Here is a 20,088-nt window from a genome sequence, read left to right as displayed (position 1 = left end):
GATAAACTTACATCTTCGAGCTTGTTGTACCCAACAAAAGTCATATTTAAAGACCTAATAATCTTTGCGATTTTCTTCTAGGTTGTTGGAGTCAGGAAACCAAGTTTTTATGGCTAGGTTTCAATAAAAGTTCAGTCTTAATTCTCTTTGTGTTCTTTGAGGTTTATAACTATAATGTTGCAAAAATTATCCTTGGCTCTACTGGGAACAACTGCTGTGATCATGAGTGCAAATCCAGCTAGTGCCGTAACTCTACAAGTCAACAGTGGCCCGTTTTCTAGCTATGCTGATGCCAAAACTGTTACCTTTGACGATGGCACAGCAAATGATCCTAATGGATTTGTTACTTACTCTAATATTACTAGTAACATTGTTCAAGGTAGCGTATCTGGTCAATACGCCTCACCTTATGGAGATAACACCAAATTTCTAACAATTGCTCCAGTAGGTAGTAATGTTGCAGGCGACAGTGGTTTTGTCAATATTAACTTCAAGGAAGCTGTTAATTACTTCGGTTTTTATGCAGGTTCATTAGATGATTACAACTTTGTTGACATTTACAAAGGCGATCAGAAGTTAAAAACTTTTAGTGGTGCAGATGTGCCAACTGCTATAGCTAATGGTAGTTGGACTAGCTCTCAAGCTAATATGTTTATCAATCTTGTAGCTGATACAGGAGAAACTTTTGACCGGGTTGTGATGCGCTCAAATGGTGTTGCCTTTGAAACAGATAATCACGCCTATAGACTAGCCCAGAGCGTTCCCGAATCTAATGCGATCTTAGGTGTGTTAGCAATAGGTGCTTGTGGTATGACTTCACTCTTCAAACGCTCACGACATAAAGTGACAGTGAAAGGATAAATTTTTCCAGCGTTAGCGAGTATTTTCGAGTCGCGTCTGAATCAAATGGTTTAATACCCCCACTAAATCGAAAATTGAGTGGTCTTCTCTACGAGACGCAAGCGCGAACAATCAGTGGTGGGTCTGAATCTCCCACTCATTGATTCTGAATTCTGACTTCTTCTTTAATTGATTTTCTCTCTACTAAAAGGTTTAGATCCCCCACTTCTTCGAGAAGTCGGGGATATTTTTGTTGATAACCCATTTAGGATTGCTATATATAGTACGTTATGATGGCAAAAATTAACTGACCATCTGGAATGGGTAAAAAGTTTGCTATACAAATTTCTTTGATTTTTACTTTTGTCTTTTGTACTAGTTATCTAAATGTTCCGTACCAAAAAATTTAGTTTACCACAGCTTTTTTGTAAACTCTTTAATTTTTCCGTTTCAATTCTGGCGGTAATTACTGTTTATCGGTATCCGCTGATATCCCTGCAATTGGGGACACTTTGTAAAGAAAGATTGCAAATAATGCTTTATTAATTTACTAACTTCCTCAAAATTGATAAAGAGCGAATCAAGCCACTGCGCGGAGTCACTCACTTTTTCCTGATAATCTAATGGAAAAACGTAATCCCAGAATGATAAGCTAAACAGTGGCATAAAGTAGGATGAAATAATAAATGGGTGTTTATTCAACGACTCCTCATCTCTTACGGGCTGCTCGTGGTGAAGTAGTAGATCGTCCCCCTGTATGGATGATGCGACAAGCGGGACGATATATGAAAGCATATCGGGACTTAAGAGATAAGTATCCTTCGTTTCGCGATCGCTCGGAAATTCCAGAAGTAGCAATTGAAGTTTCCTTGCAACCGTGGAAAGCCTTCCAACCAGATGGAGTAATTTTATTTTCTGATATTGTCACCCCCTTACCTGGTTTGGGCATTGACATGGATATTGCCGAAGGTAAGGGGCCAATCATTCACTCACCCCTCCGCACTCAAGAACAAATTGATCTTCTGCATCCCTTAGAACCAGAAGCAGCTCTACCATTTATCAAGACAATTTTGCAAGCGCTACGTTCTGAAGTAGGCGATAAGTCAACAGTGTTGGGCTTTGTGGGTGCGCCGTGGACGTTAGCAGCTTATGCAGTAGAAGGAAAAGGTTCTAAAACCTATTCCATCATCAAAAACATGGCATTTTCAGATCCGACGATATTGCATCAACTGTTAGCTAAATTAGCAGATGCGATCGCGATCTATGCCCGTTACCAAATTGACTCTGGCGCTCAAGTTATCCAAATGTTCGACTCTTGGGCGGGCCAATTGAGTCCTCAAGATTATGACACCTTTGCTCTCCCCTATCAGCAGCGAGTTTTCCAGCAAGTCAAGCAAACCCACCCCGATACACCTTTGATTTTGCTAGTTAGCGGTAGTGCCGGTGTGTTGGAAAGAATGGGACAATCTGGCGCTGATATTGTCAGTGTAGACTGGGCTGTGGATATGGCAGACGCACGAGCCAGATTGGGTAAACAAATGAAAGTTCAAGGAAATCTTGACCCAGGCGTGCTATTCGGCTCTAAACAGTTTATCCGCGATCGCATTCTCGATACCGTTCGCAAAGCTGGTAATTGGGGTCATATTCTCAATCTCGGTCACGGTGTATTACCAGAAACTCCCGAAGAAAATGTCGCTTTCTTCTTTGAAACGGCGAAGGAACTTAATCTTGCAGGAGTTAAGAATTAGGATTTATGAGTTATGAGTTATGAGTCAGGAGTTATAAACTATAAAGTTATCAGTTACGAGGTGCAAAGTTATCTTTTATTCTTAACTCCTCACTTCCAACTCCTAACTTTATTAATAACTCCTGATTCGGAACTTTTAACTTTATTCTTAACTCTTTAGTTGTAACTCCTAAATTTTGAAAAATTTTCTATGAGCCAGAAGCGAATTTTAGTAACTGGTGCAAGTGGTTGTGTAGGTCATTATTTAACAGAAGCCTTAATTAAAGAAACAGATCACGAACTGTATCTACTAGTTAGGAACCCAAGCAAACTGCAAATTGATACTAAGGCACGTTCAGGTATCAATATTTTACAAGGTGATATGCAAAATATTCGCCAGTTTGCCGATTTGCTATCCACAATTGATACGGCGGTACTCACAGCCACAGCTTGGGGTGGTGATGAGACATTTGATATTAATGTCGTTAAGACTTTAGAGTTGCTCGAACTACTAGATCCAGAACGTTGCCAGCAGGTGATTTATTTTTCCACAGCTAGCGTTTTAGATCGGTATAATCAACCATTAAAAGAAGCCGGAGAAATTGGGACAGATTACATCCGTTCTAAATATGAGTGCTTAGAGAAAAAAGAAAAATTAGCGATCGCACCCAAAATTACCACAGTATTTCCCACTGTAGTATTGGGCGGTGATGCGAATAAACCCTATTCTGCTGTCACATCTGGTATTACAGAAGTTACCAAATATATTAATGTGATTCGCTTTTTAGAAGCAGATGGTAGTTTTCACTTTATCCACGCACAAGATATTGCCACCGTCGTGCAATATTTAATCGATCATCCTCCCGAAAACGATCAACCACGTCGGCTGGTTTTAGGTCAAGCAAAGTTAACTGCTAATCAAGCAGTGAAAGAAGTTTGTGCTTATCTGGGAAAAAAGATTTACTTTCGCATTCCCATATCTATAGCATTGGCTAATTTAATTATTATTCTGTTCCGCATTCGGATGGCTGCTTGGGATCGGTTTTGCATGAACTATCGGCATTTTACTTATGAAAAATCCATCAATCCCGATAGTTTCGGCTTGCCAAATTATTGTGCAACCATGAGCGATGTTTTAAAAAATAGTGGTGTTGAAAGTGTGAAGTAAGGTATTTGACATTTTTAACGTTAGGGCAAACACATTTTATAGCAGGAGGCAGGAGGCAGGAGGCAGGAGGCAGGAGGTAGAAGGCAGGAGGCAGGAGGCAGGAGGCAGGAGGCAGGAGGCAGGAGGTAAAAGTATTACTATTCCTAGCTTTGGGGTTAGTAGATAAAATGAGTGAATATTGAGGTTAATATGTATAAAATTTATCATTCTTAACCGAACTAATAAAGTAGAACAACTTTAATAAAAAGTCAATAACTCTTTATTTTCGTTAGAGTGGGATAACAATCAAAGTGTGAGGATTGATACTACATGCGAATCTTATTAATGTATCCAATATTTCCCAAAACCTTTTGGTCTTATGAAAAAATCTTGGAGTTAGTCGATCGCAAGGTTTTATTACCACCTCTAGGTTTAGTAACAGTGGCAGCGATTCTGCCCCAAGAATGGGAATTTAAGCTGGTCGATCGCAACATCCGCCCAGCAACAGAAGCAGAATGGGCATGGGCAGATGTAGTAATTCTCTCCGCGATGATTGTCCAGAAACAAGATTTACTTGACCAAATTCAGGAAGCAAAAAAACGTGGCAAGCTAGTCGCAGTGGGTGGCCCATACCCAACCTCTGTACCTCATGAAGTTGAAAATGTTGGCGCAGATTTTCTGATTCTGGATGAAGGGGAAATCACGCTACCCATGTTTATTGAGGCAATCAAAAGGGGAGACACGTCTGGGACTTTCCGCGCCACAGAAAAACCTGATGTCACAAGCACACCAATACCCCGCTTTGATTTATTAGAATTGGATGCTTATGACATGATGTCGGTGCAGTTTTCGCGTGGGTGTCCCTTCCAGTGCGAATTTTGCGACATTATTGTTCTTTACGGGCGCAAACCACGCACCAAAACCCCAGCACAATTGTTAGCAGAGTTAGATTGCCTCTACAAATTGGGTTGGCGGCGGGGTGTGTTCATGGTGGATGACAACTTCATTGGCAACAAGCGAAATGTGAAATTGTTGCTAAAAGAGTTAAAAGTCTGGATGGCAGAACATAAGTACCCCTTCCGATTTGATACTGAAGCTTCAATTGACTTGGCACAAGACTCAGAAATGTTGGAGTTGATGGTTGAGTGTGGTTTCGCGGCGGTGTTTTTGGGAATCGAAACGCCGGATGAAGATAGTTTGCAAATGACCAAGAAGTTTCAAAATACTCGCAGTTCTCTAACTGAGGCAGTGCAAACCATCATCAAAGCGGGATTGCGCCCAATGGCTGGGTTCATTATCGGCTTTGATGGCGAAAAAACAGGCGCAGGCGATCGCATTGTCCGCTTTGCAGAACAAGCAGCAATTCCTTCAACAACTTTTGCCATGTTACAAGCGTTACCTAACACCGCGCTTTGGCATCGCCTGAAAAAAGAAGGACGATTACGGGAAAATCAAGATGGCAACATCAACCAAACAACATTGATGAACTTCCTGCCCACCCGTCCTCTGGAAGAACTTGCACGAGAATATATTGAGGCATTTTGTACTTTATACGACCCAGTACAGTACTTGGATCGCACCTATCGCTGTTTCTTGATGATGGGTTTGCCAAGTTGGAAAGCGCCAGCGAAAATGCCAGAGTGGATAGTTGTAAAAGCGTTGCTAATTGTGATTTGGCGACAAGGAATCAAACGAGAAACCCGCTGGAAATTCTGGCATCATTTGTTTAGCATTCTCAAGCGGAATCCTGGAGTTTTTGAGCATTACCTCGCTGCTTGTGCCCATAACGAGCATTTTCTAGAGTATCGCCAAATTGTCCGCGATCAAATTGAAAGTCAGCTAGCTGAGTATTTAGCACAAGGTGTAGAAAAGCCTTATGTGCTAGTGAATGAGAAAGCTGAGGAAAAAGCTGAAGCAGTAGTAAGTTAAGGTAATGGATAATGGTTTTGGGGAATTGGGTTTGGGGTAAGGGGAAAGAAAAAACCTTTAACCTTTACCCTTTAACCTTTACCCAAAACCCAATTCCGAGTTCAAAATGCTTTACCCAAGCAGTATTGAGTCCTATATAAGAATTAATCCTGCTGTCGCCGTTCTTCCATTTCTTGACTAGAAATCATACTGCTGACTCTCTCTACATCTGCCATCATCAAAACTGCTCCTTGCATTTCCATGCCAAGTAGCGGAGTGATTGCCAGATAGCATTTGATTTGTCTACCCCGGCGATTGGTAGCATCGAGGATCATTTCTTGAAACTGCTTTTTCCCGGATAAGGAGTCGCGGATGGGCGATCGCAACTGCTCGACAGGTAGCCCAATATCCAAGCTGAAGATAGACTTTCCGATAACTTCATCAGTCCGTAAGCCCCATAAATCTTCTACCATGTAATTCCAAATAGAGATGTTAAAGCTGTTGTCAATTACGACTATTCCCGTTTGGAGACTTCTGAGAATAGAGATGAGGAAAATGTTTGTGCGATTGAGTTCTGTGGTGCGTTCGCTCAGTTCATTATTAATTGTCTGTAATTCTTCATTAGTAGATTGGAGTTCTTCATTCATTGTCTCCAATTCTTCATTGGTAGATTGGAGTTCTTCGTTGGTAGTTTCTAATTCTTCATTGGTAGATTGGAGTTCTTCGTTAGTAGTTTCTAATTCTTCATTGGTAGATTGGAGTTCTTCGTTAGTAGTTTCTAATTCTTGTTGTGAGCGTTGTAAGGCATCTTGGAGTTGAATGTAACGCGTGACATCATGAAAGGAAATGCTGACTCCTAAAAAACTGGCGTCTGTTTCTTGCAAAGGCGTAATTCGCACATCCAGATATTGGGTTTCTGTATTAGACAAATAGCGCTCGACATTTGTCAGACTGACAGGGCGGCGTTCAGTATAAGCCCGTTCAATTAGCGATCGCAATTCAACTGGCCGATAGGAAAGTTCTAGATCCTGGAAGGGACGAGCTAAATCTTTGGGGGAAAGGGCGAACAAAACCCGCGCCTGCTCGTTCACCATTACTAGAGTGCCATTGATATCAATGATGACTTGGGCGATCGGTGCTGTGTCAAAACCCATCTCTCGCAGCCGGAGGTTTCGAGACAAACGGCTGCTAGATTCTTCATCTACTGAATTTGCCATGACTAGGAGGCGATCGCGTAGATTCACCGCTGATACCTTAGTAAATATCCGGTTTTTCAAGTCTAGTGGGGTAAATAAAGCAGAATGCATCAGCAGCATCTCTGCTTTACCCAAAAACAGATAGCCATTATCATTAAGTGCAAAATGAAACCGGGCCAAAATTCGCCCTTGAGTCTCAGAATTAAAATACATTAATGTATTACGGCTAACCAGTAAATCTAAGCGAGAAATGGGGGCATCCTGAAGCAGATCATGGCGACCAAAAATCACTGAGCGGCGCAAGTCTTGGCGAAAGACATAGCGGTTCCCGGCAATCTCAAAGTATTTTTGCCGCAGTTCATCTGGTATCGTTTGGACATCTTTTGCTGAATACACAGCTTGCCTAGCCTGGTTGAGAGCATCTTCATCTACATCTGTGGCGTAGATTTTCACTCGTTGGCGAAATTCCTCTGCTCCCAATATTTCAGCCATCAACATTGCCAAGGTATAAGCTTCTTCACCAGAAGCACAACCAGCGCTCCAGATACGGATTTGGTCAGAAGTTTTTTTATTTTTAATCAGTCTAGGCAATATTTGCTCTGCTATATATTCCCAAGCTGACGAATCTCGAAAAAAAGCAGTGACGTTTATTAGAATAGTGTTGAAAAGATAATTGAATTCATCTGGATAAACTTCTAGATAGTCTTGATATTCTTCAAAGTTTTCTATGGTTAATGACTGCATTCGCTTGCATACCCGACGGATCAAAGTCGAGCGTTTATAGCCAGTAAAATCAAATCCCCGGCTTTGTCTGAGATAAATCAGCAGATTTTCAAATTTAGGATCTCTTTCTGCGGAAGTCATAAGGTAGGAGGCAGGGGGTAGAGGGCAGGGAGAAGGGGGAGTGGAGTTTGGAGCCTCATTAATGCGTATCAAAGACTCATTAAATCGTGGTGACACAAAGATTGCATTTTACATATCTCTTCAGCCCTCTGTCCCCTGTCCCCTGCTCCCTGTCCCCTGTCCCCTACCCCCTACCTAATTACATTCTCCCATGACCAAAGTCATCAGGGTGGTGGAGATTTCATCAAGGGGGAGAATAAAATCTACCTTGCCAGTTTGAATTGCGGCGGAGGGCATCCCCGAAAATTCGGCGGTTTTTGCGTCTTGGACAATAATAGTGCCACCCATTTTTTTTATCGCTTCTACTCCCATTGCGCCATCGCTACCCGTTCCAGTTAGCACAATAGCGATCGCTCTATCTTTGTAAGTGGCTGCAACTGATTCAAATAATAGGTCAGCTGAAGGACGTAAAAAATGTACTAATTCCGACTGTGATAAGGAAAGGGTACCATCACCGTTAACCAACAGATGACGATTAGGTGGGGCAACATAAGCCGTTCCTGGAGTAAGACAATCTCCCTCTTCTGCCTGTTTGACGTTAAGAGCCGTGCGCCGATTCAGAATTTCTGCCATGAACGAGCGATGTTGGGGGTCAAGGTGTTGCACAATAGCGATCGCGGCTGGAAATTTTGCGGGTAGAGTCGATAACACTTTAACTAGAGCAGTCAGACCACCTGCGGAAGCTGCGATCGCGACAATATCAAAGGCAGCATGATTAAAGTGAGGTAGATGATTTTTGGCATTTTCTGCCATTTGAATCATGATTTTGCGGCTATAACTATCTGAGTAACTTTTTTAGTTACAAATCGGATTAATTTAGTTACAATCTTTTGTCCTTGTTCCAATAAATTGTACAGTATATCTCGAACTACTTTAAGATATTTTTGCCTTTACCTATCAAGTCTATAGGCTCATCTTCCTGCTCTAGAATCTGTTTAGCCTGTAAAAGTTGCTGCCTATGTTCCTCACTAACTGTTGGGTATTGTAGATTTAGTTCTTCTAATTTTGTACAGATAATATTGGCAACGGTCAGGCGGGTAAACCATTTGCGATCGGCAGGAATAATATACCAAGGGGCCCATTTAGTACTAGTGTAGTTAAAAACCTCTTCATAAGCATTCATATAATCATCCCAAAAAGCTCGTTCTCGGACATCATTATCTGAAAACTTCCAATGTTTTTCAGGAGATTCAATTCGTTCTAAGAAGCGTTTTTTCTGCTCTGCTTTCGATACATTCAGAAAAAACTTCAGGATGATTACACCATTATTTACCAAATATTTTTCAAAATTATTGATTTCTTCAAAACGCTGTTTCCATATTTTCTTTCCCTCAGACAAGTGGGGAAGTTGTTGTTTTTTAAGCATTTCTGGATGGACACGAACTACTAGCACTTCTTCATAGTATGAACGATTGAATATTCCAATTCGGCCTCTTTCTGGCAAAGCTTTCATTGATCGCCACAGATAGTCATGATCTAATTCTTCTGCACTCGGCCCCTTAAAACTAAACACCTGAAATCCTTGCGGGTTCACACCAGAGGTCACATGTTTAATAGTGCTATCTTTGCCAGCAGCATCCATCGCTTGAAAAATAATTAACAAAGCATGGGTGTTTTGAGCATAGAGAATATTTTGGTAATTTGCTAGTCGTTCAATATCTGCCTGTAATTTAATTGCAGCATCAGTTTTTTCATGAAAATCAGTCTTGTAAGCTGGATCATAGTTTTTTCTCAGAGAAATCTTTGAACCTGGCGGAACAATGAAAGCATCATGATTCATGTATAGAATCTCGTAACGGCTACTTAATACACAATCACATTTTGAAGTATTAATTACTGAAAGTTATAATTTATTAATTAAATAATAATTTTGATTCAAAATTCATCACTTTTAACCAATTCTGTGGGTTTAAGTCCCCATCTTCGTCATCGGCAAGTTTTGTAGCTCTTTCTAAATCTTTATTAGAGGTTATTTGAAAAGTCTAAATTAACGTGAGTTCGATGAACCTCTCCCTCCCAGCCTCCCTCTGGGAAACGGAAAGGGAGGAGCAAGAAAAATTCCGCTCCCTTTGGGAGAAGACCGCGCTATCTCACCATTTTAAATGTCTGAAACCCTTGCAAACAATTAATTACGAATTACGTTAGCGCAGCGTTAGCGACGCAGGAGCGTCATTACGAATTACGAATTCCGCCTTGCGGTACTAGTTACTTACGTCGCTTTGGCATAGGACGCATCGCTTCACGACCCAAGAGAAACATCCCCGTAACACCTAAACTGACAAACCAAACATATTGATACCAATATTGCCGAATCTGTTCAACTGTATTGAGTTGTGGATGCAACGTGTTTAAATACAGCAGCAGCACCAATATCATCAGCGCTCCAAAACCAACCAAGCTCAAGCCGATAAGAATTCGTGCAGGACGCAGTTCAAAATCACTAATAGTGTCTAGGTCAATTTCTGCCAGTTCCTTAAAATAATCATCTGCCCAAGATGAGGTTGCTTGGAATCTATTGCTAAGTTTTGATGGCAAAATCGGTGACAGTGTTGCTACAGTTGGGCGACGTAGCAAAGCCTCTGTATCTCGCAGCAATTCTAGTGGTTTACGGGTAGTAGTTGGTTGAGCAAACTCTATATTGTCTTTAGGAGTTGGAACATTAGCTTTGCTTTCAAAATCCATAGCACGCTTGGGAATAACCAGGATATATATACATAGCGTAGCGAATCAGAATGGAAATGAGTCGAAATAATTCGTAATGACGCTCCTGCGTCGCTAACGCTGCGCTAACGTAATTTGTAATTCGTAATTATTTTATGGTAAAAAACCTATTCTTTGCTCAAAGTAAGCGAATTTATGACTGGGATAATTACAAATTACTCGTCCATCTCTTTTAACGTAGCTAATGCCGACGGAGATAAACGACTGAGATAGCGGAATATCCAGTATTTAAAGATAGTGTTTAAAATCACGGGAAATGTAGCAATAAAGAAAAATATTACATTTCTACTGGTTGGCAGACCTAAATGTTCTGAGAATCCTGCAAGTAAGACTTCCCAGCCCTCTGGTGAGTGAAATCCTACAAATATATCTGTAACTAGAATAATCAAAAAAGCCTTAGCGCTATCGCTAAGACCATAGACAATGGTATCCAAAAAAGATTTAAACATCACAATTTCTTTTTTGCTCAGAGCGACAACTATACTAAAAGAAAGTAGTGATATTAAGTCAGCAAAAACATTACCAACACTACTATTAGTTTTTGCGCGGAATTCTTCAGACATTTCAACTGCTTTATTTTTAAGTTTTTCTTGTGTTGTCTCTGAAGAAAGTGGTGGAGCTTGATTAAGCAAATATTCAAATCTAAGTTCTTCTTGAAAAATATATAATTCATGGAGAGCTTTTTTTTCCATGTCAGAATTGATAAAAATTTGAGTTGTATTATCTCCTCTCATCTTTTCTAATATTGGAGTTACTAAAAATTGCTTAGATAAATATTGAGCTAAAAGTGGTACAACAATAAGAGTTATCAAAAATCTTAAGGCAATTGTTGTTCTGTTGCTAGAAACTCTATATTTCCTGACAAATTCTTCTTCTGACTGCGGCGCAAAATCTGATTTAACTCTATTAAATGCTTTGCTTATAGACCTCTGAAACACTCTATTATTTTCAGATTGAAGCGTTGCTTTAACATCACTTGTATTAGATGAATCTGGCTGTTTGTTAATTTCAATACGGTTAATTTGTGGGGGTTTAGAAGTTGATTCTAATGCGCTATTACTAATTATTTCATCTTTTATAGCGTACTTTTCGACAACTTTATCAATGTCCTTTAGCGTTTCTAATAAAACAGAGTTAGAAATATTGATAATCCCCCGACTCATCTGGAATTCTGCAAGTCTGAACTTGATAATAGTTAAATTTTTATCAAGGTATACTTGCCAATACGACATGACATTCTCAGTATACTTTACTGACTCTGAAGATATTTTTTTGTTACCAAAATGTTCGATCTCGATGTTTCTAATTCTCTGAGCTGCTTCTTGAGCTTCTAATAGTGCCCTTTCTGGTGTATCTAAAAACCAATGTTTAAGCGATCGCAAGTATCTTTTGAGTCTTCGGCGGAATAATGCTGGTGTTTTTGCGAATGAATTTTTCATTATATATATGACTTACGCATTGACAGAAAATACCAAATATGGGTTCTTTGAAAAAGCACGTCTGTCGTAGATGTAAAGCACATTGCTCATTGGTGTCAATTTAACGCGAAACCTCACGTCCGCCAGGGATTGTAAATCCCTGTCTCATAGCTAAAGTCCTCTGAAGAGGACTTCATAGCGCAAAAATTTTCAGTCTACTTCAGTAGACTTGAGCAATTAGTCAGGGATTTACAATCCCTGGCGGGTGAACAACACCTAATCAGTACGCTATTTTTGGCTTAAGTTGACACGCATGAGCAATGTGCTTTAACCCCTACATCTGACCATCGAAGAACGATTAATAAAAGGCTGAAACGACCCATTCTCGTATATTCATACGATGATTAAGTTGTACAGTGCGTAAGTTCTAATATATATGACTATTTATTTGAAATACTAGTAGGGTAAGTCGTAGCTCTGGTTTTTGTAACAAAAAATTAACTACGAAAAATTAATTTATTTCAATATCATAAATAAGGTGTGTAGATTATCTGTCAATAGTTTAATGAGGGAGTAGGGAGTAGGGAAGAGGGAAGAGGGAGTAGGGATGTTTCTCCCAAGGGCAACTTTATTGCCTACTCGATCGCAACCCAGCTTTCGCCGTGGCCAATGACTGTAGGGATGTTCCTCCCAAGGGCAACTTTATTCCTACTCCCCACTCCCTGTTTTGGTGACACAGATTAAAATTACACTTTACAGCTTGATGTAGGGGAGCCAGCACGCAAGGTCTTTTCCCCATTTTGGCAAGAGGTGTGAGACGATTTAGTGCATAGCGCAGCCTCTTGCCATCTCGGCACAAAATAAAAGTTGGTCACTACAGCAAGCAAAAAATCCGAACCCAGAATTTATTGGCAATATGAAACTCAGTCTGTGCATGATTGTGAAAAATGAAGCATCAACACTGCCTAAATGTCTGAGCAGTGTCAGAAAAGTAGTAGATGAAATGGTAGTTTTGGATACAGGCTCAATCGATCGCACTCCCAATATTGCCCAACAACTCGGTGCAAAAGTCTATCATTTTAAATGGTGTAATGACTTTAGTGCTGCTCGCAATGCAGCTCTAAAATATGTCACTGGTGATTGGATTCTGGTATTAGATGCTGATGAAACTCTGAATCCAGCAATTGTACCGCAGTTACAAGAGGCGATCGCAAGAGATGAATACCTGCTAATCAACCTCGTTCGCCATGAAGTTGGTGCAGAACAATCTCCCTATTCTTTGGTTTCCAGGCTATTCCGCAATCATCCAGATATTCGTTTTGACCGTCCTTATCATGCCTTAGTGGATGATAGTGTGGCAGCAATTTTAACTAAAGAACCCCATTGGCAAGTGGGCTATTTACCAGGGGTGGCACTTTCACACGTAGGATATCAAAAAAGTGCGATCGCTCAAAATAACAAATATGCTAAAGCCGCTACGGCGATGGAAGGATTTCTCGCAACTCATCCTGATGATCCCTATGTTTGCAGTAAATTAGGGGCATTGTATGTACAAACTGGGAAAATTACCCAAGGTATGGAGTTACTGAGACGAGGAATCACCGTTGTTGAAGACAACTACGATATTTTATATGAACTCCACTATCATTTAGGTATTGCCTACAATCGGTTGAAAAAATTCCCACAAGCGATTTCTCACTATCAAGCTGCCATCAAATTGCCAATTTATCCCATACTCAAATTGGGAGCATACAACAACTTGGGCAACTTACTCAAAGCAGCAGGGGATTTCAACGGTGCAAAAACCGCTTACGCCACAACTTTGAAAATTGACCCTACTTTTGTTGTTGGACATTATAATTTGGCGATGACATTTAAGGCTTTGGGTTTATTTATAGACGCGATCGCATATTATAAAAATGCCATCGGGTTAAATCCCAACTATGCCGAAGCTTATCAAAATTTAGGGGTAGTGTTGCTCAAAGTTGGTAATCATCAAGATAGTTTAACAGCTTTTAGAAAAGCGATCGCCCTTCATGAAAGGTATAATCCCGAAGAAGCGAAGAGACTACGCCAGGGGTTAAAAGAGATGGAACTGATGTAGATGTGAGGGAGATGAGGTTAAAGGTTAAAGGGTAAAGGTTAAAGGGTAAAGGGTAAAGGTTAAAGGTTAAAGGTTAAAGGGTAAAGGTTAAAGGGTAAAGGGTAAAGAAACAAACCCCTTCCCCCTTCCCCCTTCCCCTTTACCCTTCTTCATAATTCCCAATGCCCAATGCCCAATTTAGCTTGTAATGAACATTTGCTGAATGCTACCTTCTACAAGGTGACACAGGATTTGGAGTGATTTTTTTTAATATGATACGTAGACACGAAGTAGCTTTTAGCTTGACATCGCTGATCAGTCTCAATTTAATATCTAGTTTAGTTGCATTTGATTCTGCGATCGCCACACCACCCAGAACCCCAGATAAAAGTGTAAATTGCGAGATTTTAGTTGTGGGTGGTGGACTGTCTGGTGTAGCCACAGCTTACGAGGGGTTGCTAGCAGGACGAACAGTTTGCCTTACAGAAATTACTGACTGGCTGGGGGGACAAATTTCTGCTCAAGGGACATCTGCATTAGATGAACGACCAACTCAACGTTCCCAACAATTTTATTCTCGCGGTTATCTGGAATTGCGAAACCGCATTCAGCGTAAATACGGAGAACTTAATCCAGGTGACTGTTGGGTAAGTGACTCGTGCTTTCTTCCCCGTGATGCTCACACCATTTTGACCCAGATGCTCAAAGATGCCGAAAAAAAAGGCAAAGGCAAGTTGCAATGGTTTCCCAATACGGTAATTAAAGATTTAGAAATCGCTGCTGATGGCAAAATAATTAATGGTGCGATCGCAATCCAACATCAACCACCAAAAGGCGCACCACCCCTCAATACTTTGACGTTATCTCAAAGTATTGAAGATGCCTATCGCTACGAAAACTCATCTCGGTTTACTAAAACTATTGTCCGTTTCATCCCCAAAGCCGCAAAAGAGAATGCTCCGAAATGGTACGTTGTAGACGCTAGCGAAACCGGGGAAATTATCGCCCTTGCTGATGTTCCTTATCGATTAGGCATTGATGCCCGTTCCTACCTAGAACCTTCTGCATCCAGCGCCAATAATGACCCCTATTGCACTCAAGGGTTTACCTACACCTTTGCAATGGAGGCAACCAAGGAAGCGCAACCGCAGACAATGCCCCCATTTTATTTACAATATGCGCCATATTTCAGCTATGAATTAGCACGACTAGCTAACTTTGATTTAGTTTTTACCTATCGTCGCATTTGGAGTCCAAACAAAGGCCAACCAGCAAAATTCGGCGGTGTAAGTTTTACTGCGGCGACACCAGGGGATATTTCCATGCAAAACTGGACTTGGGGTAACGACTACCGCCCCGGAACAGCCCAGGATAACCTAATTTACACTCGCCAACAGTTACAAGGTACTGGGCAATTACAGCCAGGGGGGTGGATGGGAGGACTGCGGACAGAAACTCTCCGCAGAGGTGAGGAAAATGCCCTATCTTTCTATTACTGGTTGGTAGCCGGGACTACAGATTCTCAACTAGGGGAGGGTGTAAAGCAGCAGCGAACTAATAATCGCTTTGTTTCGGGTTTAAATTCGCCAATGGGGACAGCACATGGCTTATCGAAATATCCCTATATGCGAGAAGGACGCCGCATTATTGGCCGCCCTAGTTGGGGACAACCAGAAGGCTTTGCTATCTGGGAAATTGATATTTCCCGCCGAGATTACAATGATGAGTATTATTCAAAGACTCTGCCAGCAGATATGTATCGTCGGCTACGAGCAGCAGTTGCAGGTTTGGAAGCAGTATCAGTAATTGACGGTCAAGTTACACCAGACAAAGCAATGCGACGGACTCGTTCTACCATCTTCCCCGATTCTGTGGGTATTGGTCACTACGCAATAGATTTCCATCCTTGTATGCTGAATAGTCCCCCAGAAGCCCCTGGTAATATAGAACGTCCAGGCGAAAGACGCGGTGCAGGTCAAGCTTATCCCTTCCAAATTGCTCTCAGGGCGATGATTCCCCAGAAAATCGACAATTTGCTAGTAGGAGGCAAAAGTATTGGTACTAGTCATATTGCCGCTGCTGCCTATCGGGTACATTCCTTTGAATGGTCGGCTGGCGCAGCCGCGGGGACTGTCGCTAGTTTTGCCATCAAAAATGCGATCGCACCTTACCAATTAGTCGATGACTTACCCAAACAAGAGCCACAGCTAGAAGCACTCAAACAGCTTTTACAAAAAAATGGCAACCCTACCGCTTTCCCAGATACATCTATTTTTAACCAAAACTGGGATAATTGGAAATAGGGCATTGGGCATGGGGCATGGGGCATTGGGCATTGGGCATTGGGCATTGGGCATTGGTTATTAATTCTTTTCCCCATTCCCCATTCCCCATTCCCCATTCCCCATTCCCCATTCCCCATTCCCCATTCCCCACTCTCCATTCCCCACTTCCCAGACAATAAACTAAACTAATTACTTATAGTGTAGTTTTGTAAAATACTCTTGACCAATTGTTGTATGGTTATGACACTTTCAGCAGATGTTTACGGGATGGCCACAGCACCAACTGTAGCTCCTGAACGGTCTAATCAAGTTACCCGTAAGACTTATCCGAATTACAAAGTGATTGTATTAAACGATGATTTTAATACATTCCAACACGTGTCTGAATGTTTGATGAAATATATTCCGGGGATGACTGGCGATCGCGCGTGGGATCTGACTAATCAGGTACACTATGAAGGTCAAGCAATCGTCTGGGTTGGGCCCCAAGAACCTGCGGAACTCTATCACCAGCAGCTGCGCCGAGCAGGTTTGACAATGGCACCTCTAGAAGCAGCTTAATTATCATGGGCAAACCCCCCGTAGATCCTCTCGGAACGGCTTCGCAAAAAGCAAAAGCTGCCAGACTGGTTTGGAATCACTCGACACACCTTTCTGGTCTTATCCCTATTTTAGAACGTCTTTGTCAGCACGATGGTATCCAAACAGTTACACCGGGAGTGATTGGGCGGTCAAAAGGTCATTGTCCAAAAATGCAACTGCGTGTCTCAGTTCCGATTCGGGGGGGCTATAAAGTCATTGCACGGCAGGGGAAAACAGTACAAGAGGTGTTTATCCTAACGACCTTATCCCAAGATCAACTAGAAACGTCATTAGCGATCGCCATGAGATGTTAATCATGCCCGATAGGAGTGCTGAATTGAGAATCTCACTTTTTACCCAATGCCCCATGCCCAATGCCCCATGCCCAATCCCCAATAACTATTCCTCAACCCGATGTACTGCAAATTTGTGTAGCGGCAGACTAACGATGCAAGAAAAAGTTAAGAAATATGACAGAGCCGTAGTTATTTTCAAAGTCATCAGCACAGATTCCCAATCGGGTAAAACCATTTTCTCTATGCCAAAAGCTACACAGTAAACCAACCAGTAACTAAAGCTCATTCTAAACAGAATCCGCTCTGTTTCTTCCATCTCATTTGTTTTTTGCTTACTATCCCACAGTAACACCAGTCCAATAATGCAAGCTACAAAGGAAACAGCAACTACAGATTCGTGACAAAATATATTTAACGAATGCATTTGTGTTTATCCCCACATTTTCCAGTTGAAACTCAGTCTAAAGGAATATTCCTTCCAGAAATACAAATTATTTACAAACCTCAATAGATTGAAGAGTGCTGAGTGAGAAATCTCACTTGCAACTCAGCACTCATAACTCAGTTAACCTTCAAGGCTAGTTGCCAAAATTGAAGTGTTTGCAACAATTGCTCCTTCATGTATAAGAAAGGTTTAAGTATTTCCAAGAAATGTATAAGCAATTACTGCAAATGCTTAATACTTTGCAACAATTGCTCCTTCATGTATAAGAAAGGTTTAAGTATTTCCAAGAAATGTATAAGAAGTTGCTGCAAATGTTTAATACTTTGCAACAATTGCTCCTCCATGTATAAGAAACGTTTAAATGATTGCAGCAATTGTTGTAATTAACTTATGAGTTAATCTTACTTAAAAAATCAATCAAAATCTTTTAAGTAAAATTAATTGCCCTCAACTCCCTTCTCTCAATTTGGGCTACGGTGTACACACAAGTTATCGAATCACTACAAGTTCTCAAATTACCCCACCCTAACCCTCCCCTTAGAAAGGGGAGGGAACTAGATTTTCTTGTTTCCCCCCAATGCATCGGGGGGATTAAGGGGGGTAATTATACTTGTGTGTACACCGTAGCCCAATTTATAAGAGGAATTTAGGGTAAGGGCTTTTGATAAACATAATTTTGAGCCACTTTCCAATAGCGCGAGAAACGTTTCAAGTCAATATAGCCGTCATAGTCAAAAAATGGTTCTACCTCTAGCACTTCCATTGCTATAGAACGCTCCATTTGATTACAGATATCATCAAACCGGGGACTGGGACTATCGGCTGTGACAACTAAATTGGCATCATGTTCTTGAGCAAAAGCCAAAATTTCCAGTGCCACATTGCCACGGCGAATAACAACAGGTAACTCTAGTAAACATTCGTAGATAAAAGTCAGACGTTTAAGACTCAATTGCCATTCCTCTATCAAAGCCTCATCCCAAACCCAGATAGCCGGGGCATTGGGGTATTTTTGCAATGTGGGATTATATGGACTGAGACAATCTCCATGTACCCAAACAATTGGTTTATTCATTTTTTACCTTTCTTTCCACGCTGCCAACTTTGGCTATTAGGTTGTTTACTAAATTCACCTTTAGGAAAAAGTCGCTGTTCTAATTCTTCATAACTGCCTTCAAAATCACAATGACCGTAAAGGGGACATTTCTGGCAATAAACGCCTTTGGTGTAGCGTTCTAAATTTTCACGGTTGAAAAAATATGGTTTATGACTAAAAGTGCTGGCAACCCACTGCCATGACATATTATTACTAGCAGGATCTCCATCTAAAAGATGCTCAAGAAACCACTTGGCTCCTGCTTGCCAACGAATACGCCGCCAATGAATAATATAAGCCGCTAACCACATTCGTGCGTGGTTATGTAAATAACCAGTTTCTCTCAAATCACGACTGAAATTGTCAATGCAAACTCTGCCTGTAGTTCCTTCTCTCACATCTTGCGGCAATTCGGGTGCATATTCAGCCACAGTGTAACCAGTTTTGTACTCTTCCTGGTCTTTCCAGATTTCATCCCCCAACTTCATATACAACCGTTGCCAATAGTCGCGCCAGCCTAATTCGTTAATTAGTTTTGTAGCATCATCTTGGTGCTGTACTTGGTTGAGGATATAATCTCGAATTTCTCGCAAACTCAAAACGCCATAGCGGATGTAAGGCGAAAGTCGCGTGACTGCGCCTGTGAAGAAATTACGTGTTTGGGCATAGCGAAGGGGATCGATTTTTTGCAGCGCTGTTTGTGCCGCTTTGCGTCCCCCCAGAGTTTCGCTGATGTGGCGATCGCGTTGTGCTGCACCTGGGAATTGTTCGCGCAAGTAGGCTACCAACTCATCGCGGTTGGTAAATTCGCGTTGCATATCTTTAGTCATTGTCAGCAAATAGGAATGGGTGCGTAGGCATAGCTCAATCTATGTACAATTGTAAAGCGATATCTACGATGGGCTACGTCTACACAATCTCTCACACCCTCATCATGAGCAACATTCCCCAAGTCGGACAACCAGCGCCAGATTTCTCCACCCCTGACCAAAATGGCAATTCGGTCACTCTCGACGACCTCGGCAGTCAGTGGGTTGTCCTCTACTTCTACCCTAAAGATGACACACCGGGCTGTACCACCGAAGCGAAAGATTTCACCGAGTTGTATCAAGACTTCAGCGCACTGGGAGCGAAAATCTTAGGCGTAAGTCCAGATTTGGCTAAGTCCCATTGTAAATTTATCAGCAAACATAACTTGTCAATCACCCTTTTAAGTGACCCAGAACATATTTTAATCGAAGCCTACGGCGCTTGGCGCTTAAAGAAGTTTATGGGCAAAGAATATATGGGTGTTGCTCGGTCAACCTTTCTAATTTCACCTGATAAAATCATTGTATATACTTGGCCTAATGTGAAAACCAAAGGTCATGCTCAGGCAGTTTTAACTAAATTACGGGAATTAGCAGCTACGTAACGCGGCTGGATGCTAGAAACTGCGTGAT

Annotated in this window: 17 protein-coding genes; 9 read left to right on the top strand and 8 right to left on the bottom strand. The window is 41.4% G+C overall.

The features are described 5' to 3' along the window. Window positions 1–174: 174 nt before the first annotated feature. From RRG12_RS07245 to RRG12_RS07230, 4 genes are all read left to right on the top strand, one after another. Window positions 175–861 (top strand): PEP-CTERM sorting domain-containing protein, encoded by a 687-nt coding sequence (locus RRG12_RS07245; protein WP_420758827.1) that lies wholly within the window; start codon window positions 175–177, stop codon window positions 859–861. A gap of 665 nt (window positions 862–1,526) precedes the next feature. Next, window positions 1,527–2,588, top strand: a complete 1,062-nt coding sequence (gene hemE, locus RRG12_RS07240) for a uroporphyrinogen decarboxylase (RefSeq protein WP_420758826.1) — start codon at window positions 1,527–1,529, stop codon at window positions 2,586–2,588. Window positions 2,589–2,777: 189 nt separating this feature from the next. Next, window positions 2,778–3,734 (top strand): NAD-dependent epimerase/dehydratase family protein, encoded by a 957-nt coding sequence (locus RRG12_RS07235; RefSeq protein WP_069073091.1) that lies wholly within the window; start codon window positions 2,778–2,780, stop codon window positions 3,732–3,734. 309 nt (window positions 3,735–4,043) lie between these two features. Then, entirely contained in the window at window positions 4,044–5,642 is a 1,599-nt protein-coding gene (locus RRG12_RS07230) for a B12-binding domain-containing radical SAM protein (protein ID WP_069073092.1), read from the top strand. A 143-nt stretch (window positions 5,643–5,785) separates the two neighbouring features. Here the strand turns inward: RRG12_RS07230 and RRG12_RS07225 are convergent, their stop codons facing one another. The 5 genes from RRG12_RS07225 to RRG12_RS07205 all read right to left on the bottom strand — a co-directional run bounded on the left by RRG12_RS07225 (window position 5,786) and on the right by RRG12_RS07205 (window position 11,880). Continuing rightward, window positions 5,786–7,681 carry a CheR family methyltransferase gene (locus RRG12_RS07225; protein WP_420758825.1) on the bottom strand — a complete coding sequence of 632 codons (1,896 nt, stop codon included), beginning with the start codon at window positions 7,679–7,681 and terminating at the stop codon, window positions 5,786–5,788. Window positions 7,682–7,855: 174 nt separating this feature from the next. Beyond that, window positions 7,856–8,482: a chemotaxis protein CheB gene (locus tag RRG12_RS07220; RefSeq protein WP_420758824.1), complete on the bottom strand. Its 627-nt coding sequence runs from the start codon at window positions 8,480–8,482 to the stop codon at window positions 7,856–7,858. A gap of 106 nt (window positions 8,483–8,588) precedes the next feature. Next, window positions 8,589–9,500, bottom strand: a complete 912-nt coding sequence (locus tag RRG12_RS07215) for a polyphosphate kinase 2 family protein (RefSeq protein WP_420758823.1) — start codon at window positions 9,498–9,500, stop codon at window positions 8,589–8,591. Window positions 9,501–9,925: 425 nt separating this feature from the next. Further along, window positions 9,926–10,402 (bottom strand): hypothetical protein, encoded by a 477-nt coding sequence (locus RRG12_RS07210; RefSeq protein ID WP_069073333.1) that lies wholly within the window; start codon window positions 10,400–10,402, stop codon window positions 9,926–9,928. A 194-nt stretch (window positions 10,403–10,596) separates the two neighbouring features. Further along, the gene (locus tag RRG12_RS07205; protein WP_420758822.1) at window positions 10,597–11,880 is read right to left on the bottom strand and encodes a proton extrusion protein PcxA; all 1,284 of its coding nucleotides are present in this window, start codon (window positions 11,878–11,880) and stop codon (window positions 10,597–10,599) included. Between the two features lie 895 nt (window positions 11,881–12,775). On the opposite strand from RRG12_RS07205, the gene RRG12_RS07200 reads away from it, so the two are divergent. The 4 genes from RRG12_RS07200 (at window position 12,776) to RRG12_RS07185 (ending at window position 17,123) form a co-directional block, all read left to right on the top strand. Then, window positions 12,776–13,963, top strand: a complete 1,188-nt coding sequence (locus RRG12_RS07200; protein ID WP_420758821.1) for a glycosyltransferase — start codon at window positions 12,776–12,778, stop codon at window positions 13,961–13,963. 251 nt (window positions 13,964–14,214) lie between these two features. Further along, window positions 14,215–16,245, top strand: coding sequence for an FAD-dependent oxidoreductase (locus tag RRG12_RS07195; protein ID WP_420758820.1), 2,031 nt, complete (start codon window positions 14,215–14,217; stop codon window positions 16,243–16,245). 216 nt (window positions 16,246–16,461) lie between these two features. Further along, on the top strand, window positions 16,462–16,788 hold the full coding sequence (gene clpS / locus RRG12_RS07190) for an ATP-dependent Clp protease adapter ClpS (protein ID WP_069073336.1): 327 nt from the start codon (window positions 16,462–16,464) through the stop codon (window positions 16,786–16,788). Between the two features lie 5 nt (window positions 16,789–16,793). Then, window positions 16,794–17,123 (top strand): DUF2103 domain-containing protein, encoded by a 330-nt coding sequence (locus RRG12_RS07185; protein WP_420758819.1) that lies wholly within the window; start codon window positions 16,794–16,796, stop codon window positions 17,121–17,123. 85 nt (window positions 17,124–17,208) lie between these two features. Here the strand turns inward: RRG12_RS07185 and RRG12_RS07180 are convergent, their stop codons facing one another. From RRG12_RS07180 to RRG12_RS07170, 3 genes are all read right to left on the bottom strand, one after another. Further along, on the bottom strand, window positions 17,209–17,529 hold the full coding sequence (locus RRG12_RS07180; protein ID WP_069073338.1) for a hypothetical protein: 321 nt from the start codon (window positions 17,527–17,529) through the stop codon (window positions 17,209–17,211). A 667-nt stretch (window positions 17,530–18,196) separates the two neighbouring features. Next, window positions 18,197–18,625 carry a hypothetical protein gene (locus RRG12_RS07175; RefSeq protein WP_420758818.1) on the bottom strand — a complete coding sequence of 143 codons (429 nt, stop codon included), beginning with the start codon at window positions 18,623–18,625 and terminating at the stop codon, window positions 18,197–18,199. Beyond that, entirely contained in the window at window positions 18,622–19,476 is an 855-nt protein-coding gene (locus tag RRG12_RS07170) for an FAD-binding domain-containing protein (protein WP_420758817.1), read from the bottom strand. The genes RRG12_RS07175 and RRG12_RS07170 overlap by 4 nt, the downstream gene beginning before the upstream one ends. Window positions 19,477–19,580: 104 nt before the next feature. Between RRG12_RS07170 and bcp the strand changes: the two genes are divergently transcribed. Beyond that, the gene (bcp, locus tag RRG12_RS07165; protein ID WP_420758834.1) at window positions 19,581–20,060 is read left to right on the top strand and encodes a thioredoxin-dependent thiol peroxidase; all 480 of its coding nucleotides are present in this window, start codon (window positions 19,581–19,583) and stop codon (window positions 20,058–20,060) included. The last annotated feature ends 28 nt before the right edge of the window (window positions 20,061–20,088 follow it).

This window comes from Nostoc sp. CALU 546, assembly GCF_048836525.1.
The sequence above is the reverse complement of the archived record's forward strand: the minus strand, read 5'-3'. Positions and strand labels throughout refer to the sequence as shown.